The organism is Okeania sp. SIO3B5, assembly GCF_010692555.1.
GTDB lineage: Bacteria > Cyanobacteriota > Cyanobacteriia > Cyanobacteriales > Microcoleaceae > Okeania.
On the sequence record NZ_JAAHHG010000171.1, the window covers coordinates 1 to 18,950 of the forward strand.

Below are 18,950 nucleotides of genomic sequence, written 5' to 3' on the forward strand. Positions count from 1 at the left end.
ATAAGAATTCTTGATAGATAAGTCGCGGGAGGGCATTCTGAGACTCGTGCGCGGACGTGGAGGCAAGTGTAAGACTACCGTCAAGGTAGCAGCAGCCGGTGAGACGTCAACTCGCTGAAGAGCTACGGCTCGGTAGGAATCCCCGTGCCTTTAGGCCGGGGAGGATGTCAATAAGGCCAGTTAACAAAGTCAGAAGTCAGAAGTCAGAAGTCATAAATTGTTTTGTTACGGGTATTTAAGCCCCCCCCAAAACATTTCGCCTTAAAATGTGGGGTTGCGCGACCCAATCCTGTTTGATAATTTGAGATTTGAGAAAGTTTTTATAGCAGAAGGAAGAGGGAAGAAGGAAAAATCTGGTGTTGTCTGAGTTTTAAGCTTTTGAGCTGTCCCCGCCCTTTGCCTCGACTCCTATACCAAACCTTCAATTGCAATATTTTTAAATAAGTATTAGTATTTTTTGATAATTAATGCTATATTTATATATCTGGTACTTTATATTTTTATACATTTTGGCTGCTGGGCGAGCAGTGTCAGTCTGTGGAGTGACCGTAAGGCCGGAAAGAGGGAAAAGCCTCGGAGGCAGGTGCTATAAAACAGAAACCTAAGTCGTGAGTCTTAGGAATTCCGCAGTGTCTCTCAAGGGAGCCGTCGGGATGAGATAAATTTCTACAATTCTGGAACTTAAAGAAAAGTTAACTATGGCCAATATTAAGTCTGCTATCAAGCGAATCCAGATTGCTGAACGCAATCGTTTGCGCAACAAAAGCTACAAATCAGCAGTTAGAACCCTGATGAAAAAATACTTTACTGCTGTTGAAAACTATGCTGCTAATCCTACAGAGGAATTAAAGCAAGAAGTTAATCTGCGAATGTCAAAAGCTTACAGTAAAATTGACAAAGCTGTAAAATGTGGTGTTTTACACAAAAATAATGGTTCTCGCAAAAAGTCCAGGTTAGTTAGATTTTATAAAAGACACCTACAGATCGACAGTAAACAGCCAGAGTCTTCAGAAACTTCAGAAACTAATGATTCTCTAGCTTCTTAACAAATATAAAATTGCTGAGAAGTCGGTACAGTTGCTAGAATAAGTAATAACTTAAATTTAGTATCCGACTTCATTTTTTTTTCAATAGCTGTCTTCGTTGACATCCTCTCCGGCCTGAAGGCGCGGAGATTCCTACTGAGCCGTAGCTTCTCGGCGGGTTGACGTTTTGCTTCGCATAGCTGTCGCTAACACAGGGTGCTGCTTCCTTGGCGGTAGTCTAACGCTTCCCTCCACGTCCGCGCACGAGTTTCCGCAATTCGCAGCTCCTCCGGAGGAGGCGTGCCCCCCGGCAACTAACAACACTGTAGCATATATTCAATTCACTTGCATACTAAAATAAAAAGTCGCCCTACAAGGGCGAGGCTTTAAACCCAATTTTTCGGTAAAAAAGGTTTAAAATAGTTAAAGCCATCCATTAACAACTTTGTATATTTTTGTGGCAAATATACCTATATCAACTGACAATATAGCACTACAAATCGACTAAGAGAATATTCATAATGTCAAGCCTCCTTAATTGCAAGAGGTACTGATAACTGATAACTGAAAAACCTGGAGTAGCCACAAATGCAGCTAATTGATACTCACGTTCATATAAACTTTGACGTATTCAATTCTGACTTGGAAGACATACGGCAACGTTGGCAACAAGCAGGAGTTGTCCACCTGGTTCACTCTTGTGTTGAACCACAGGAATTCAATGCTATTAAATCAATAGCAGATCGTTTTCCAGAACTATCTTATGCAGTTGGCCTACACCCTTTAGATGCTCATAAGTGGACATCTACGACGGCTACTCAAATTGAAGAGTTAGCTGCATCCGATCCTCAAGTAGTAGCCATCGGAGAAACAGGATTAGATTTTTACAAAGCAGATAATCAAGAACAACAAAAATTTGTTTTTAGACAGCAGTTAACCATCGCCAAAAAACTCAACAAACCATTAATTATCCATTGTCGTGATGCTGCTCAGTCAATGGCCGAGATTATTGATGATTTCCAAAAAAATCAAGGACTTGTGAGAGGAGTAATGCATTGTTGGGGAGGTAATCCAGAAGAAACTAAGATTTTTATAGACTTAGGATTTTATATTAGCTTTAGTGGAACTGTTACCTTTAAAAAGGCTATCCAAATTCAAGAATCAGCTAAGATAGTAGATGACGATCGACTGTTAGTAGAAACGGATTGTCCATTCCTAGCACCAGTTCCAAAGCGGGGCAAACGAAACGAACCTGCTTATGTTAAATACGTTGCTGAAAAAGTAGCTGAACTTAGAGGTGTGACGGTAGAAAGTTTAGCATTACAAACTAGCGAAAATGCTTGCAGGCTATTTGGGTTATCTATTGACACAAAAAAATCTAAAGGTTACTATAGTTAGATTTCATCATTAAAAGTCGAAAAAAGAGATTAATACCTTGATAGCTAATGGCCAATGCTAGTTCTGAAAGTTAAGTTTGAGAGTAAATTGAAATATGTACCACTTAACGAAGTCAGAAGTCAGAAGTTATTTTTGTAACGGTGGTTTGAGCAAGGCTCCAAAAATATTTCGCCAGCCAAGGCGGGGTGGTGTAACCCAATTATTTTGATAAGTAGCATAAGTTATTGAATTAGGAGATGCTCTTAAAAAAAAGTTATTAATAAAGTATAATTCTCTAGCAACGGCACCGAATAATTATGATATCTTCAATAAACTTATCGTTTAATTTGCTTTCATTAAAACTTTATTACTAATTAGGGCTTGCTGAATAAAATTGTAATCAATACCAGTTAAGGCTTCCAGGATGAAATATTGCTGAGGGGGGTTCAAGGTTTTTGGCTTAATTAGTCTCAAAATGCTCATATTTTTCCCTGACAATGCCGAAAATTTGGCCGTAGCAGATAGTCTAAACTATTGCCAGATGAGCTGTTCCCTATCATCACCATCAGACTTTTTCAGCAAACTCTAATTACTAATTACTAAAAACTAACTTTTTGTATTAGGCTTGATGCTGTAAATATACGACTATACTACTTAGGTATAAACTTCTTCATTGTAACCACAATTATAAATTAATGATATTAGCTATAAATTTGTTGTTTACCTCAAAAATAGTATCTAGTGAGTAAATTTAACAGCAGAAAATTAGACATTGCTGAGGGGGAAATGGGAATATAAGTGGTGAGTGGGGACAGGCATAGTACCTATTCCTGCCAAGGAGTGAAAATATAAATAACGGGAAAAGATCAGGAACGGGCAAGATGCCCATTCAACTTCTACAAAACTATTAAACCTACATTCCGCATTTATGCAACGCCGAAAATTAAAATCAAGCTCAATAAAAATTATGAAATTGTACTGTATGAAGCAAATAACTTAGGACATAAACTTTGCTGCTTTACTTAATGTATATAAATTGTAAAAAAATTACACTAAATAATTTACAAATTTATTACACTTCAAGTTTTAAATAAAATTTGTGGGAGATAAATCCACCCATAAAAACTCAAAAAAACTAATAGATAAACAACCAGGATAATCAAGAATGATTCATCAAAAATTAAATATCAACACACAAAGCAACCTACCCATTTTCAATATGCCCGATCTGATTGAAATTCAGAGGGCAAGCTTTCGATGGTTCCTAGAGTATGGCCTAATAGAAGAACTAGAAAGCTATTCTCCAATTACAGATTATACAGGAAAACTAGAACTTCACTTTATTGCTAAAAATTACAAATTAAAGCAACCCAAATATGTTGTAGAAGAAGCAAAGCGTAGAGACAGCACCTACGCAGTGCAAATGTATGTTCCCACCCGCTTAATCAACAAAGAAACTGGAGAAATTAAAGAACAAGAAGTATTTATTGGCGATCTCCCCCTAATGACAGACAGAGGCACATTTATCATCAATGGAGCTGAAAGGGTAATCGTTAATCAAATAGTTCGTTCTCCTGGAGTTTATTACAAATCTGAAACAGATAAAAGTGGACGACGTACATATAATGCCAGTTTAATTCCTAACCGAGGTGCATGGCTGAAGTTTGAAACAGATAAAAATGACTTAGTTTGGGTCAGAATAGATAAAACCCGCAAACTTTCAGCTCAAGTATTACTAAAAGCTTTAGGATTAGGGGACAGTGAAATTTTTGACTCTTTGAGACATCCTGATTATTTTCAAAAAACAATAGAAAAAGAAGGACAATATGGAGAAGAAGAGGCATTATTAGAACTGTATCGGAAATTACGCCCTGGAGAACCACCAACTATTGCAGGTGGGGAACAACTACTCCACAGTAGATTCTTTGACCAAAAAAGGTATGACCTAGGAAAGGTAGGAAGATATAAGCTCAATAAAAAGCTCAGGTTAAACTTACCAGACACAGTACGAGTATTAACCAAAGAAGACATATTAGCTGTAGTTGACTATCTAATTAATTTAGAATATGACATTGGTCAAACAGATGATATTGACCATTTAGGAAACCGACGGGTGAGAAGTGTAGGAGAACTCCTGCAAAACCAAGTAAGAGTAGGTTTAAACCGTTTAGAGCGAATTATTCGAGAGCGGATGACTGTATCCGAGTCAGACTCATTAACACCAGCATCACTGGTGAACCCAAAACCATTGGTAGCAGCCATCAAAGAATTTTTCGGCTCCTCTCAGTTGTCCCAATTTATGGACCAAACAAACCCATTGGCAGAGCTGACTCACAAACGACGAATATCAGCTTTAGGACCTGGAGGACTAACTAGAGAAAGAGCTGGATTTGCTGTACGAGATATCCATCCTTCTCATTACGGGCGAATTTGTCCGATTGAGACACCAGAAGGGCCAAATGCTGGTTTAATTGGTTCCTTAGCAAATCATGCTAAAGTCAATGGCTACGGATTCATCGAAACACCATATTATCCTGTAGAAAATGGTCGAGTTTTGCGCGAGGGCAAACCAATATACATGACAGCAGACGCAGAAGATGATTCCCGGGTAGCACCAGGGGACATTATGACCGATGCAGAAGGTAATATTTTGGGGGATGTTGTACCAGTACGTTATCGACAAGACTTTACTACTACCACCCCCCAACAAGTAGACTATGTAGCAGTTTCCCCAGTGCAAGTAGTTTCAGTTGCTACGTCATTAATTCCATTTTTGGAGCATGATGATGCTAACCGGGCATTGATGGGTTCCAATATGCAACGACAAGCAGTTCCATTGTTGCGCCCAGAAAGACCTTTAGTTGGAACAGGTTTAGAAGCCCAAGCTGCCAGGGACTCTGGTATGGTAGTTATTACCCGCACAGATGGAGAAGTTAGCTTTATAGACTCAACTAAAATATCTGTGGTCGATACAGAAGGTAATACAATAGATTACCCGTTGTGTAAATATCAAAGGTCTAACCAAGATACTTGCTTAAATCAAAGACCTTTGGTGTATGAGGGAGACCAAGTAGTAGCTGGTCAAGTATTAGCTGATGGCTCCTCCACTGAAGGTGCTGAGTTGGCTTTAGGGCAGAATATTTTGGTGGCTTATATGCCTTGGGAAGGTTATAACTACGAAGATGCAATTTTGATTAGTCAACGTTTAGTATATGACGATGTTTATACATCTATTCATATTGAAAAGTTTGAGATTGAGGCCCGACAGACAAAGTTAGGACCTGAAGAAATTACCAGAGAAATTCCTAATGTAGGGGAAGATGGTCTGCGGAACTTAGATGAACAAGGAATAATTCGAGTTGGTGCTTGGGTAGAATCTGGAGATATTCTTGTCGGTAAAGTGACGCCCAAGGGAGAGTCTGATCAACCACCAGAAGAAAAGTTGTTGCGGGCAATTTTTGGAGAAAAAGCACGGGATGTACGAGATAATTCTCTCCGAGTACCGAATGGTGAAAAAGGTCGCATTGTTGATGTGCGAGTATTTACGAGGGAAAAAGGAGATGAATTGCCTCCTGGAGCAAATATGGTGGTTAGGGTTTATGTGGCTCAAAAGCGGAAGATTCAGGTAGGAGATAAAGTAGCAGGGCGACATGGAAATAAGGGTATTGTTTCACGGATTTTACCTATTGAAGATATGCCTTATTTGCCCGATGGTACTCCGATAGATGTGGTGTTAAATCCTTTGGGCGTACCTTCGAGGATGAATGTGGGACAGATTTTTGAGTGCTTGCTAGGGTGGGCAGGTGAGGTTTTGAGCGTGCGATTTAAGTGTGTACCATTTGATGAGATGCACGGTCCTGAAAAGTCACGAGAAACAGTACATCGAATGTTGGAATTGGCCAGGGAGCGTTCTGGTAAAGATTGGGTATTTAATGAAAGTCATGCCGGGAAAATTTGTGTTTATGATGGACGAACTGGAGAAAAGTTTGACCGTCCGGTGACTGTGGGAATTGCTTATATGTTGAAACTGGTTCACTTAGTTGATGATAAGATTCATGCTCGTTCCACAGGACCTTATTCTCTGGTGACTCAGCAACCTTTGGGTGGTAAGGCACAACAAGGTGGTCAGCGTTTTGGAGAAATGGAAGTATGGGCCTTGGAAGCTTTTGGTGCTGCTTATACTTTGCAAGAGTTGTTAACTGTGAAATCTGATGATATGCAAGGTCGGAATGAGGCTTTGAATGCAATTGTTAAAGGAAAAGCAATTCCACGACCTGGTACTCCTGAGTCTTTCAAGGTATTGATGCGAGAGTTACAGTCTCTATGTTTAGATATTGCAGCTCACAAGGTAGAAACTATGGATGATGGTACTACTCAGGATGTGGAAGTTGATTTGATGGCAGATATATTAGGAAAGCGAGCGCCTTCTCGTCCAGTATATGAGTCGTTATCTCAAGATGAAAATCAGCAGTAAGTAAATTATCTTGTGTATCTTGTGGGGCGGGCATCCTGCCTGCCCAAAAATATCAGGAACGGGCAAGTATCAGGAACGGGCAAGATGCCCATTCCACAATCATTCCCTTAATATGCAATGCTTGTTAATTTTGTAGTCTTAACTCTATTATTGTAAAAATGCCAAAACTTGAACAAAGATTTGATTATGTCAAAATTGGTCTAGCTTCTCCAGAAAGAATTCGTACCTGGGGAGAAAGAACTCTACCAAATGGTACAGTAGTAGGAGAAGTTACTAAACCAGAAACTATTAATTACCGGACTCTAAAGCCAGAGATGGATGGGTTGTTTTGCGAACGCATCTTTGGTCCGGCGAAAGATTGGGAATGTCATTGTGGAAAGTATAAGCGAGTCCGACATCGAGGTATTGTTTGTGAAAGATGTGGAGTAGAAGTAACTGAGTCACGGGTGCGCCGTCACCGTATGGGATATATAAAATTAGCAGCACCAGTTACTCATGTTTGGTATCTCAAGGGTATTCCGAGTTATATGGCAATTTTGTTAGATATGCCATTACGAGACGTAGAACAAATTGTTTACTTCAATGCTTATGTGGTATTAGATCCAGGTAACCATGAAAGTTTAAATTATCAGCAACTGTTAACAGAGGATGTTTGGCTAGAAATTGAAGATCAAATTTATAGCGAAGATTCAACAATAGTTGGGGTTGAAGTTGGCATTGGTGCTGAAGCTCTACAAGTCTTATTACAAAATCTTAATCTAGAAGCGGAAGCAGAAAAACTAAGGGAAGAAATTGCTAATTCTAAAGGTCAAAAACGCGCTAAATTAATTAAACGTTTGCGAGTAATTGATAATTTTGTTGCTACGGGTTCAAGACCAGAATGGATGGTTTTAGATGCAATTCCAGTTATTCCACCGGATTTACGTCCAATGGTACAATTGGATGGTGGTCGTTTTGCCACTAGCGATTTGAACGATCTTTATCGACGAGTGATTAACAGAAATAATCGCTTGGCAAGACTGCAAGAGATTTTAGCACCAGAGATTATTATCCGTAATGAAAAACGAATGTTGCAAGAAGCAGTTGATGCTTTGATTGATAATGGTCGTCGCGGTCGTACTGTGGTAGGTGCCAACAACAGACCTCTGAAATCTTTGAGTGATATTATCGAAGGAAAACAAGGTCGTTTCCGGCAAAACTTGTTAGGTAAACGGGTTGATTATTCAGGGCGTTCGGTAATTGTTGTCGGACCGAAATTGGCAATTAATCAGTGTGGTTTACCACGAGAAATGGCGATTGAATTGTTTCAACCATTTGTCATTCATCGGTTAATTCGTCAGGGGTTAGTTAATAATATTAAAGCTGCTAAAAAACTGATTCAAAGGGGAGACCCGAATGTTTGGGATGTGCTGGAGGAAGTAATAGAAGGTCATCCAGTGATGTTGAACCGGGCGCCGACTTTACACAGATTAGGTATTCAAGCTTTTGAACCTATTTTAGTAGATGGTCGTGCAATTCAGTTACATCCTTTAGTTTGTCCGGCATTTAATGCTGACTTTGATGGCGACCAAATGGCGGTTCATGTGCCACTTTCTCTAGAGTCGCAAGCAGAGGCCAGGTTGTTGATGTTGGCATCGAATAATATTTTGTCTCCTGCAACTGGTCGTCCGATTATTACGCCTTCTCAAGATATGGTATTAGGTTGTTATTATCTGACGGCAGAAAACCATAGGGAGCAAGGTGGAAGAGAACTATATTTTGCTAGCTTTAACGATGTAATTTTAGCTTATGAACAGTCTAAGTTAGGGTTACATACTTATGTGTATTTGAGGTTGCCTGGTGATGTGGCAGTCGAAACAGATAAACCAGAAGAAATGCCTCCCGATATCCAACAGATGTCAGAAGAAGTTGCGATTAAAAATTATTGGATGCCATTGGATAGTAAGATATTACCCGATGATTTGGGAGAGTTGAAGTCAGAGAAAACTCTAGAAAATGGAGAGGTAGTGAAGCGTTATCACTTGTATCGGGTTCATTATACTCCACAGGGAAAAATTAAACAGGTTCATATTAAATCTCGCCAGGTGCGGGAGATAAATGGAGAAGTATCGACACAGTTTGTGGTAACAACACCTGGTCGTATAATTCTCAATCAAACAATTCAAAGTGTTTTGTAAGGAGTCAGGAGTCAGGAGTCAGGAAGGCAGCTATGCTGGAGGCAGCTATGCTGGAGGCAGAAGGCAGAAGGGAAAAGCGAACGGGCAAGATGCCCATTCCACAACCACTAAATCAAGCGAGGGTGCAATTCGGAGCTTGGCATTAGCCAATGCCATTTGCTTCGCATAACTATCGTTAACGCCCCAACATACATCTGGTATTGCTGAGGGGCGGGATGAATATAAGTGGTAAGTTAAGTGGGAGCAGGCATCCTGCCTGTCTCCATCCTGCCTGTCCCGAAAATATCAGGAACGGGAAAATATCAGGAACGGGCAAGATGCCCATTCCACAAAACTATTTTGTCTTTCCTTGAATAACAGTCTTTTTATCTAAATTATAGCAATGTGCGCTGGCATATTTACAAATTACAAGAACTGTCCAATAGCTAAAATCTTATATTATTCCTTCGGAGATGCTGCGCAAACGGTTTTTTATTCCCCCAGATGAGCTGTTGCCTGTTGCCTGTTGCCTGCGCACAGCGCTATAGTAAACTAACAAACAAAGGTAGAAAATAACATGATTTTTCGTAATAGAGTTATTAATAAGGGTCAACTGAAAAAGCTAATTTCTTGGTCTTTTAATAATTATGGTACAGCCAGAACTGCACATATGGCAGATAAGCTGAAAGATTTAGGATTTCGTTATGCGACAAAGGCAGGAGTTTCTATTAGTGTTGATGACTTACGAATACCTGCTTCTAAACGACAACTTTTAGATGCGGCAGAAGAAGAAATTCGTGATACCACTGACCGCTATACTAAAGGAAAAATTACTGAAGTAGAACGCTTTCAAAAAGTAATTGATACCTGGAATGTTACCAGTGAAAATCTTAAAGATGAGGTAGTCCGTAACTTTAAGGCAAGTGATCCTCTAAATTCAGTTTATATGATGGCATTTTCTGGAGCGCGGGGTAATATTTCTCAGGTGCGTCAGTTAGTGGGAATGCGTGGTCTGATGGCAGATCCACAAGGGGAAATTATTGACTTGCCAATTAAGACTAATTTCCGGGAAGGTTTAACTGTAACAGAATATATTATCTCTTCCTATGGTGCGCGGAAAGGTTTGGTTGATACAGCATTGAGGACTGCTGACTCCGGTTATTTGACTCGTCGCTTAGTTGATGTTTCTCAGGATGTAATAGTTCGGGAGGCAGACTGTGGTACAAAGCGGGGAGTAACAGTGACAAGCATGAAAGATGGCGAACGCGTGTTAATTCCCGTACAAGACAGGTTATTGGGTAGAGTGGCAGGAGAAGATGTTAAACATCCAGAAACAGGAGAAATTATTAGTAGTAATGGCGTTCAAGCAGTCAGAAATCAAGTATTTACAGAAGACTTAGCTAAAGCAATAGGTAAAGCAGGTGTAGAAAAAGTATTTGTGCGATCGCCGTTGACTTGTGAATCACCTCGTTCTGTCTGTCAACAGTGCTATGGGTGGAGTTTAGCTCATGGTGAGATAGTAGATATGGGAGAAGCTATTGGGATTATTGCTGCTCAGTCTATCGGCGAACCAGGTACTCAATTAACAATGCGGACATTCCATACTGGTGGTGTATTTACAGGGGAAGTAGCACGTCAGTTCACATCTCCTTTTGCAGGTGTAGTCAAGTATCCATCAAATGTGCGTACTAGGTCATTCCGGACTCGTCATGGGGACGAAGCAATGATTGCAGAAAATAATTTTGACCTAACAATAGTAGGAACTAATGGTAGTAAAGAAGATATATTCATTGCTCAAGGTTCTATTTTGATGGTGCAAAATAACCAACAAGTGTCAGCAGGAGAAATTTTAGCAGAAGTACCAAAGGCAGGCCAGGTCAGAAAAACAACTGAGAAAGTTACAAAAGAAGTAGCCTCAGATTTAGCAGGGGAAGTTCTATTTGCTAAGTTGGTGCAGGAAGAAAAAGTAGATAGACAAGGAACAACGACGCGCATTGCTCAAAGAGGAGGTCTCATCTGGATCTTATCAGGAGAAGTTTATAATCTGCCACCAGGTGCAGAAGCAGTAGTCAAAAATGCTACCCAAATTAATGTTAATAGTGTAATTGCTGAGACTAAGTTGGTAACAGAGCATGGCGGTGTGGTACGAATTCCTTCTACGGAAAAAAATCAAAATATCCTGAGTGGAGGACCTCAACAGCAAACAACGGATGAGTCTGAAGAGTCAATGATTATGGCTAACGTTCCTACCCAACTGCCAGTGCATACGAACACACAAAATCATCTACCTCGTGAAATTGAAGTCATTACTGCAAGTGTGCGACTAGACCAGGCAAAAGTTAGGATGGAAACCATTGCTAACCGAGACCAGTATATCATTGAAGCTCAAAATAATCAACGATTTGCTTTGAAAGTTACTCCGGGCAGTAAGGTTGGCAACCACGAAGTTATTGCGGAACTTTTAGAAGACAATTATAAAACTACTACAGGTGGCATAATTAAATATGCTGGAGTAGAAGTTCTCAAACGTGGTAAAGCGAAACAAGGCTATGAAGTGACAAAAGGTGGTACATTGCTATGGATTCCTGAAGAATGCCACGAAATCAATAAAGATATATCTTTGCTATTGGTAGAGGATGGTCAATATGTAGAAGTAGGTACAGAGATAGTTAAGGATATTTTCTGTCAGTCTAATGGAGTTGTAGAAGTACACCAAAAAAATGACATTCTCAGGGAAGTGGTAATTAAACCAGGTGAACTACATAGTGGAGATTATGAAGCAGAATTAGGGGATTTAAGTCTAATCAATGGTCAGATTGCCATGCCAGGAAAGGAAGTGGTACCAGGATTAGCAGTTTCTGAGTTAAAGTATATTGAATATGTAGAAACTCCAGAAAACCCTGGATTATTATTACGGCCTGTAACGGAATTTCATGTGCCTGACGATCCTGGCGTTCCTTCTCAGAAATCAATTAATTCTTCTATTGAGTTAAGGGCAGTACAACGTATTCCTTTTAAAGATGGAGAACGAGTTAAATCTGTAGAAGGTGTGGAATTACTACGAACCCAGTTAGTATTAGAGATTGGAGAAGAAGCTCCTCAATTAGCTGCTGATATTGAGTTATCACCAGATCCAAAGGAAGAGGGAGTAATGCGTTTGCAGTTGGTGATTTTAGAATCTTTGGTAATTCGTCGCGATGTAACCGCAGATACAACTCATGGTAGTACGAGTACCGAACTTTTGGTTAAGGATAGGGATGTAATAGAAGCTGGTGCAGTGGTTGCTCGCACGGAAATTTTATCTAAGGAAGCTGGTGAGGTACGGGGTATTAAAGAAGGTTCGGAAGCTATTCGTCGTATTTTGATAGTCAGAGATGCTGACTTAATTAAAATACCAGTTAATACTTTGCCATCTGTAGCTCAAGGGGATTTATTAGTTGCTGGTACGGAAATTGCCCCTGGAGTAATTCTTCAACAGTCAGGTATGGTTTCTAAAATTCAGAAAATAGTTACTGATAATAGTGAAGAAAGTTATCAAATTATGTTACGTCAAGGCCGACCTTATCGTGTTTCTGCAGGAGCGATACTGCTGACTATGGATGGAGATTTGGTACAACGAGGGGATAATTTAGTACTGTTGGTATTTGAGCGGGCTAAGACTGGGGATATTATTCAGGGTTTACCTCGAATTGAGGAATTGTTGGAGGCACGTAAACCAAAAGAGTCTTGTCTTTTAGTGAAGTATCCTGGTCAAGCTCAGGTTAAGGTTAATGACGATAGTGTAGAGGCTAGCGTGGTTTCGCCTGATGGAACAATTACAGATTATCCTATCGGCCCTGGACAGAATGTGATTGTTTCTGATGGACAAAATGTAAATGTGGGCGAATCATTTACAGATGGGCCGCAAAACCCCCATGAAATTCTGGAGATTTTCTTCAACTATTACCGCGATCATGAAAGTATTTATGAGGCTTGTTTGAGGAGTTTTGAGGCTTGTCAGAAGTTTTTGGTAGACCAAGTGCAGGCGGTTTATCAATCTCAGGGTATAGATATTTCTGATAAACATATTGAGGTAATTGTGCGTCAGATGACTGCTAAGGTGAAGATTGATGATGGTGGTGATACTACTATGTTGCCTGGAGAGTTGATAGAGTTACGACAGGTGGAACAGGTGAATGAGGCTATGTCTATTACTGGTGGAGCAACAGCTCAGTATACGCCAGTGTTGTTGGGGATTACAAAAGCTTCTTTAAATACAGATAGTTTTATTTCCGCAGCTAGTTTCCAAGAGACTACAAGGGTATTAACGGAGGCGGCTATTGAAGGTAAGTCAGATTGGTTAAGGGGATTGAAGGAAAATGTGATTATTGGGCGTTTGATTCCGGCTGGTACTGGTTTTAATGCTTATGAAGATGCCTTGAGTGCAGAGATTAGTCGTTTGGAACAAAATTGGGATGAGGATATGGATATGATTGAGGAGGAGAATTTACAAGGTGTGGTCTTAGATGATCAAACAGCACGCTCATTAGAATTGGAAAGTAATCTGAATTTATCACCTATGAATTCACCTATGGATAATAATTTTGGAGATTCTCAAGGCATATCTCAAGAGCCAAATCAATTGATAGATGATACTATGCCTGATTTTCCTGCGATTCTAAGTAATAGTGAGTCAGTTTTAGATGACTCTGATTTTGTGCCAGATCCTTTTGATTCTGATTTTCCTGGCGATCTAGAAGATGACTTAATTGATGATGATGATGATGGTGATGATGGTTTTGATGATTTTGATGAGAATACGCCTGATTTAATTTAGAATTTAGAATTTAGAATTTAGAATTTAGAATTTAGGAGGGAAGAAAGAAGAAGTATGATTTTGCCCCCCTAGCCCCCCAATGTTGGGGGGAATAAAACTCTAAAAGTCCCCCTTGATCCCCCTCCCGTCCCCCTTGGAAAGGGGGAAGCCAGATATTGCTGCGCTTTTTGTTGAACGGGGGATTTAGGGGGCTTTAGCAGAACCAAACAATCGCGCATTCATATCAAATCCGGTAGCATCGGTATTATTCAGCATTATTAAGATTGTAGGGGCGATTCGCGAATCGCCCCTACACATTATTTTGTCGTGCGGAATTTGGGTTAAAAAAAGGTGCATATGTATATATCAATTAAAACCTTTTATTATATGCGGATTTGGTATTAGTAATTTTATTCCTGAAAACTAACAATTAAACATTATGTCATTAGAAAATATTCAACTAACAATTACTCTATCTGACCCAAAATTAGAAGATGAGGATCTTCAAGAAGATACCCGGTATATTTCGTCGGAAATTGAAGGATTTGATGGCGTTCAAAAAGCAGGTTGAATGTCAATAGAAAAAGCCGAACCTAATGCTAAAAGTATTGGCGGTTTTTTAATAGGAATTCTCACGGCAGAAATTAATGCTAAAAATCTTAAAGCTTTGGTTAGATATTTAGTCAATCGTCGCCCTGGGAAGACTTTTAAAATTAAGGCTGAAGGTAATGGTCGAAAGATAGATATTGAAGTTGGTAATCTGGAAGATTTGAAAAAAGCTTTGGCGGAAGTAGATGATTTTTTGAAGGCTTAAGGAGATTTTTTCATGGCAAAAATAGCTCTATTAATTGGAGTTAGTGAATACCTCCCAGAATTTCCAGCTTTGCCTAGTGCGGTGAAAGATGTTGAGGCAATGGAGGAAGTTTTAGGTAATTCGGAAATGGGAGGTTTTGATGATATTAAGGTGTTGCAAAATTCTAATCGTCAACAGATAGAAGAGGCAATTTATGAATTATTTGCTAACCGGAATAAGGATGATGTTTTACTTTTTTATTTTTCTGGTCATGGAGTTAAAAGTCGAGAGGGTAATCTATTTTTAGCTACTCCTAAAACTCGTAAAGATACACGGGGAATTGTGAAACGGACTGCTGTTGCTGCTAGTGTTTTACAAGATGAAATGAATGATAGTTTTTCCCAACGTCTGGTTGTGATTCTTGACTGTTGTTATAGTGGCGCATTTACTAAAGGAATGACTGCTAAAGGGGATGAAAATATAGATATTCAAGCAGAATTAGGGGGTAAAGGTAGGGCGATTTTGATGTCTTCTAGTGCTGTTCAAAGTTCTTATGAGTCGGAAGGTTCGGAATTATCTATTTATACAAAATATCTAGTTGAAGGAATTAAAACTGGAACGGCAGATACGGATAATAATGGCAAAATTTCAGCGGATGAATTGCATCAATATGTGAGTGAAAAGGTACATGAAGAATCTCCGGCAATGACTCCTCAATTTGCACCTGTGAAGGAAGGTTATCGAATTTATTTAGCAAGTTCTCCTCAAGACGATCCGAAATTGCAATATCGTCGCAAGGTGCAGGAAATATTGCAGAGAAATAATGGCAATATAGATTTTCTCAATCGTTTTTTATTGGAGGAATTATGCAAGAGGTATTGTATATCTGATGAGGAAGCAAAAATAATTGAAACTGAGGAAATGGAACCTTATATTCTGTTTCGGAACAAGTTAAAACGTTATGAGGAAGTCTTTAGTCAAGCTGTTGAAAAATATTACCCTTTTACAGAAAATACTCGTGAAACTTTGCAGGAAATTCAGTCACTTTTGGGATTGAGAGATGAGGATGTTGCAAGTATTGAGGAGCGATTTTTACCTGAGTCATCAGAATCAAAATCTGAAACTTTTGTAGAGGAGAAAGCTATTGAAACTAGCTCTCAAAATGATGAAATAGAATTACTTTCTGACAAAAATGTAGACTATACAAAACTCCGTGATTTTCTAGCAAATTGGGAGTGGAAAGAAGCAGATATGGAAACTGCTCGTTGTATGTTGAAAGTTGCGGGGCAAGAGGAGCGAGGATATCTAGACGAAGAAGATATAGAAAATTTTCCTTGTACAGACCTCCGCACAATTGACCAACTTTGGGTAAAGTATAGTAATGGTAAGTTTGGCTTTTCTCTACAGAAGAAAATTTATCAGGAATTGGGTGGAACAAAAGAGTATGATGGACAGATATGGGAAAAGTTTGGAGAGAAAGTAGGATGGATAAAAGGAAACAGATGGTTGAGCTACGATGAGCTAACCTGGATACGAGACGCATCATCGCATTATGTGGGATACCTCCCTATGCTTTGGCGGTGGAAGGCATTTTGTTTGGGGGTGTGGGTGTCCGGTACTCTTTTCTGGCGCAGAGACTTGCAAAGTAATGAAATAGAATTACTTTCTGATAAAAATGTAGACTATTCAAAACTCCGTGACTTTCTAGCAAATGGGGAGTGGAAAGAGGCAGATATGGAAACTGCTCGTTGTATGTTCAAAGTTGTAGGTTTAAAGGAAAATAATTCTCTAAGAGCAGAAGACATAGAAAATTTTCCTTGCAAAGACCTCTGTACAATTGATCGGCTTTGGGTAAAATATAGTAATGGTAAATTCGGGTTTTCTGTGCAAAAGGAAATTTATCACAATTTAGGACGAACAAAAGAGTATAACGAAGAAGTCTGGAAAAAATTTGCATATAAAGTAGGATGGCGTAAAGGAGAAAAATGGTTGTACTACAATGACTTAAAATTTGACATTAGCACGGATTATATAGGACATCTTCCATCAAGAGTTGGGTGGTCTAAGGTGTGGTGGCTTGTTGGGGGAGTGGTGCTCTTCTCTCGCGCAGAGACTTGTGGACTTTAACATATAAGCGTTTCAGTTATCAGTCTAGTAGGTTGGGTTAAGCGGCAGCGCAACCCAACAAAAATCTGCATATATAAATAAAATATGTGTTGGGTTTCACTCCGTTCTACCCAACCTACGAAATACTTATTTTTTATTATTATGACTTATGCAACTAACCATCTGAATTTAACTCTTTCATATATTCTAAATAAGATTCTATGACATCCTTAATATTTTCTAATGCCTCAGCTTCAGTTTCTCCTTGAGACCAACATCCAGGTAAATAAGGACACCAAACAGCATATCCTTCATCAGTTTGTTTGAGTTTAACTGGGTATCGCATCTGTTTAAATTCTCGGCTATTTATTTGGTAAATATCATAACATTGATATTGTCATTGCGAGGCGGTGATAAATGAGTTAAGCTTTGAAGAAAAATGTAAATTAGCCGAAGCAATCTCTTCATTTAAGTTTTAGCTACTGAGATTGCTTCGGGGGGATACTTGAGGAGTACTGAAACAATTTTTGCCATCTCCCCTCGCAATGACAAAATAGAAGCAGTTTATTCCGGGAAATTTTAGCTACTGAGATTGCTTTGGGGGGGTACTTAAGGAGTACTGAAACAATTTTTGCTACCTCCCCTCGCAATGACAAAATAGAAGCAGTTTATTCCGGGAAATTTTAGCTACTGAGATTGCTTCGGGGGGATACTTGAGGAGTACTGAAACAATTTTTGCTACCTCCCCCTCGCAATGACAAATGGGGAAGTTCAGAGATAGATAGACGGGGAGTTTTCTTTAATGAATAGAGGGAGTAGATTGAATTAATTACTCAATTATCCAATCTCCGCGTCCCCGTGTCACCGCGTCTCCGTGTCAAATCTTAAAAACTTAACCTTGTAAGCACTCCCCCACTCCCCTACTCCCCCACTCCCCTAGTCTCCATCAGATAGTATTTGTAGGCGAATAATTTGGTCATTGACTTCACTGAGGCGGATTTCAATTACATTATTGGATAGTTTGTCTAAACACCCCAACAAATGTCGTAAATGAGGTGTACTAGCACCAGTATCAACAAATAACCGTTCTGATAGATTACCTACTCGCTTCCAGGTACTGTAAAGTTTAGCAGTTGTTGCTTCTAGTTGACCAGATTGTTTTACTAGATCGGCGACTACATTCAGACATTCTAATCTCAAAGCTTCTTCTAGTACCATTTCCATATCTAAAGGTGATTCATTCAATGCTTGAACTTTGGCTGCTGCATCAAGATATTTAGAAAGGTTTTTGGCATCTGAGGTCAATTGCTTCACAGTCTCCAACTCAGGATTTTCGACGATCTCCTCTTGAATTGCGCTCACATGAGATTCTGGTAATTTTTCCATTTCTCGCACTAGGGGAGCTAAATAATGTGGTGGCATGGAACCGGATGTGGCCTTTTCTTTGATTTCGCTGGGGAGTAAATCTGAACTAATGGCCATCCATTCATCTGCTAGTTGTTTGACTTCTCGTCTAGTGATGCGATCGCCTTTTTTTGCTGCATCTGTCACCATTTCTTGGACTTCTGGAACGGATTTTGCTGTTTCTACAAAAGCCCGTTTACTAAAATTATTAATGGAATCTGGGTCTAAATGTCCTTCTGCAATTAAAGTATCAGCACTATTGGCCAATTCTATTAGGGCATAAGCTTGACTCTTGTTGATTTCTCTTTCCTTGAGCCAATTGAGAAATCCGCTACCTCGCCCATCTCCTCCTATTTTTTCTCGGTCTCTGATTATTCTTAAGATGCGCCCCCGCCAGATTTCTGTCTGGAGGTCGAAGCGATCGCAAACTTTCCATGCTGTGTCTACTACTTTTTGAAAGTCTGAGTCTGGAATATTTTCATCTTCTGGATCTGGTAGGTCTAAATCTAGCTCTGGAAAGTTATTGAGGGCTTCAGCAAGAGCTTCAGGAAATTGGGGAATTTCAGGCATAACAGGACAGTATCATCGCTCATAGTGCCGAAATATTATTGCATCAAATAGTGGGTAATATCAAATCCGGGAGTGTGGGAAGGGTGGGGAGATGGGGAGATGGGGAGATGGGGAGATGGGGAGAGGGGGAGATGGGGAGATGGGGAGATGGGGAGATGGGGAGTGTGGGAAGGGTGGGGAGATGGGGAGATGGGGTGATGGGAGGAGCATAGGTGTGAACTCGAGGGGACGCGCGGGCCGGATCGCGAAT

Annotated in this window: 12 protein-coding genes; 10 read left to right on the forward strand and 2 right to left on the reverse strand. The window is 39.8% G+C overall.

Translation table 11 applies throughout. From position 1 onward, the window contains the following. Nucleotides 1-698: 698 nt before the first annotated feature. The 9 genes from rpsT to F6K54_RS21635 all read left to right on the forward strand — a co-directional run bounded on the left by rpsT (nt 699) and on the right by F6K54_RS21635 (nt 16,747). A complete protein-coding gene (rpsT, locus tag F6K54_RS21595; RefSeq protein ID WP_293081717.1) occupies nt 699-1,046 on the forward strand; it encodes a 30S ribosomal protein S20 in 348 nt (115 codons plus the stop codon). A gap of 567 nt (nt 1,047-1,613) precedes the next feature. Beyond that, nucleotides 1,614-2,423: a TatD family hydrolase gene (locus F6K54_RS21600; RefSeq protein ID WP_293081720.1), complete on the forward strand. Its 810-nt coding sequence runs from the start codon at nt 1,614-1,616 to the stop codon at nt 2,421-2,423. Nucleotides 2,424-3,567: 1,144 nt separating this feature from the next. After that, nucleotides 3,568-6,876, forward strand: coding sequence for a DNA-directed RNA polymerase subunit beta (gene rpoB, locus F6K54_RS21605; protein ID WP_293081722.1), 3,309 nt, complete (start codon nt 3,568-3,570; stop codon nt 6,874-6,876). 158 nt (nt 6,877-7,034) lie between these two features. Then, a complete protein-coding gene (locus tag F6K54_RS21610) occupies nt 7,035-9,053 on the forward strand; it encodes a DNA-directed RNA polymerase subunit gamma (RefSeq protein WP_293081725.1) in 2,019 nt (672 codons plus the stop codon). Next, the gene (locus F6K54_RS21615) at nt 9,043-9,222 is read left to right on the forward strand and encodes a hypothetical protein (protein ID WP_293081727.1); all 180 of its coding nucleotides are present in this window, start codon (nt 9,043-9,045) and stop codon (nt 9,220-9,222) included. The genes F6K54_RS21610 and F6K54_RS21615 overlap by 11 nt, the downstream gene beginning before the upstream one ends. Nucleotides 9,223-9,609: 387 nt before the next feature. Beyond that, nucleotides 9,610-13,848, forward strand: a complete 4,239-nt coding sequence (locus F6K54_RS21620; protein WP_293081730.1) for a DNA-directed RNA polymerase subunit beta' — start codon at nt 9,610-9,612, stop codon at nt 13,846-13,848. Nucleotides 13,849-14,266: 418 nt separating this feature from the next. After that, complete coding sequence (locus tag F6K54_RS21625; protein ID WP_293081732.1) at nt 14,267-14,398, forward strand: hypothetical protein; 132 nt, start codon at nt 14,267-14,269, stop codon at nt 14,396-14,398. Further along, nucleotides 14,399-14,641 carry a hypothetical protein gene (locus F6K54_RS21630; protein ID WP_293081734.1) on the forward strand — a complete coding sequence of 81 codons (243 nt, stop codon included), beginning with the start codon at nt 14,399-14,401 and terminating at the stop codon, nt 14,639-14,641. A 12-nt stretch (nt 14,642-14,653) separates the two neighbouring features. Further along, nucleotides 14,654-16,747, forward strand: coding sequence for a GUN4 domain-containing protein (locus F6K54_RS21635; RefSeq protein WP_293081736.1), 2,094 nt, complete (start codon nt 14,654-14,656; stop codon nt 16,745-16,747). A 154-nt stretch (nt 16,748-16,901) separates the two neighbouring features. Here F6K54_RS21635 and F6K54_RS21640 read toward each other — a convergent pair whose 3' ends face one another. Both F6K54_RS21640 and F6K54_RS21645 read right to left on the reverse strand, forming a co-directional pair. Beyond that, nucleotides 16,902-17,072: a type II toxin-antitoxin system HicB family antitoxin gene (locus F6K54_RS21640; protein WP_293081738.1), complete on the reverse strand. Its 171-nt coding sequence runs from the start codon at nt 17,070-17,072 to the stop codon at nt 16,902-16,904. 590 nt (nt 17,073-17,662) lie between these two features. Further along, on the reverse strand, nt 17,663-18,700 hold the full coding sequence (locus tag F6K54_RS21645; protein ID WP_293081740.1) for a hypothetical protein: 1,038 nt from the start codon (nt 18,698-18,700) through the stop codon (nt 17,663-17,665). A 50-nt stretch (nt 18,701-18,750) separates the two neighbouring features. On the opposite strand from F6K54_RS21645, the gene F6K54_RS21650 reads away from it, so the two are divergent. Next, a complete protein-coding gene (locus F6K54_RS21650; protein WP_293081742.1) occupies nt 18,751-18,912 on the forward strand; it encodes a hypothetical protein in 162 nt (53 codons plus the stop codon). The last annotated feature ends 38 nt before the right edge of the window (nt 18,913-18,950 follow it).